This is a genomic window from Protofrankia sp. Cj3, assembly GCF_917627355.1.
Lineage (GTDB): Bacteria > Actinomycetota > Actinomycetes > Frankiales > Frankiaceae > Protofrankia.
In genome coordinates this window covers 4,596-6,111 of the sequence record NZ_CAKJTR010000006.1, presented here as the reverse complement: position 1 = coordinate 6,111, position 1,516 = coordinate 4,596, and the positions used below count along the sequence as shown (strand labels likewise).

Annotated in this window: 1 protein-coding gene and 1 pseudogene; one reads left to right on the top strand and one right to left on the bottom strand. The window is 64.8% G+C overall.

Translation table 11 applies throughout. The features are described from left to right. Positions 1-1,159: plasmid pRiA4b ORF-3 family protein (locus MJ783_RS01525; protein ID WP_239308088.1), on the top strand; the 1,159-nt coding region annotated here is incomplete at its 5' end. 219 nt (positions 1,160-1,378) lie between these two features. Here MJ783_RS01525 and MJ783_RS23495 read toward each other — a convergent pair. Beyond that, a pseudogene (locus tag MJ783_RS23495) lies at positions 1,379-1,516 on the bottom strand (YdcF family protein); the annotation flags it as partial.

The window sequence follows — 1,516 nt, the reverse complement described above, 5'->3', positions numbered from 1 at the left end:
CCCAGCCGGGACCTGGGCACTGCTGCGGGCGAGACTCGATCTACTGCCCGACGACGCGCTCGCCGGGACCGGGGCCAGCGACGCCGATATGATCGTTATTGGCGGATCGGATGTCAACGGCTCAGACTTGGACCTGGTCGATGACGGGGCCGACCGAGCGGAAGCCGGACGCGTCGTCACACGCTTCCTCGCGACAGATCGCGCCAAGGCGTTACCCGATCGCGACGTGGCCCGGATCTGGGCGCGGATGGCGGCTGATTGGGCCCTCGACCTGGGACGAGCGGCGCAGCACTACGGCCCGCTGTCGCTGGGATATTTCCTCATCACCGAAGTGAGTCAACACATTACGATCGGGGATGACGACCTGGCGCTGCTGCCAGCCGTCATCCGGGCCTGGGCGCACTTCACCGCCGACGCCCGCGGGCTGGGCGCCATCGCGCACCAGCAGTGGGACGAGCAGCTGGCGGACGTGCTGGACCAGTTCACCTCCGCGTACAAGGAACCTGGCGCGGTCGAGCACCGCGCCACCTGCGCGGACGTCATCGCCTTCCGGCTGTACGAGACCGAAACCAGCTCCGAGGCCCTCTTCGACAGGCTTTACGCATCGGCTCCCGCCCTCATACGCGGGCAACTCGACGCGGCCAGGCTGGCGCTGGACCCACTCCCGCCGCCCCCGCCACCCGCGGCCGCCGCGGCGGGAACCGTCTACCGGGTCAAGGTGCTGCTGCGCGGGTCGAAACCACCGATCTGGCGCCGGCTTGAGATCTCCTCGATGAGTACGCTGACCGACCTGCACAAGGTGATCCAGGCCGCGTTCGACTGGAATGGCGATCACCTATGGGTGTTCACGACCGACTACGGACAGTTCGGATACTCCTCCGACCTGGGCGATCAAGATCCGGACTCGGTGACCCTCGCCCAGATCGCCACGGAAGGCACCACGTTCCGCTACCTGTTCGACTTCGGCGACAACCTGGACCACAACGTCATTGTTGAGAGGACACTGCTCGCCGCGGCGGGAACCGCCTATCCCCGTTGCGTCGGCGGCCGCCAGCCCGATCCCGCCCTGTACTACTTCGACGATGATGACGAGGGCCGTACCGACGCGGTCTTTGACAAAGAACTGATCAATGCCCGTCTCGCGAGGCTACAGACATAACCCATGGCCTCCCAGCAAGGGCACGTACAGCATCCACGCACGACTCCTTTCCGTATTCAGCGGTTACGGAGCGCGGTTTTTGCTGGATCCAGATCTCAAAGGTTTGCGATCCGCTGACTGTAGATCGACACGATGTATCATGTGCGAAACGGATCGTCTGATCAAGCTGGTGTTTGAAGCAGGTCACGGCCAGTGCAACGGGGTTCATGGTCTGGCAGCTCAGGCGGTGAGGAGACGGCTGTCGAAGCCGGCGGCGACGAGAGCCTTGAAGGCCGCATACACGTCCTCCGGGACGTCCTGGGCGATGGCGAACCCGAGCTTCGGGTACTCGATCACCCGTTGCAGGTCACCGACGAG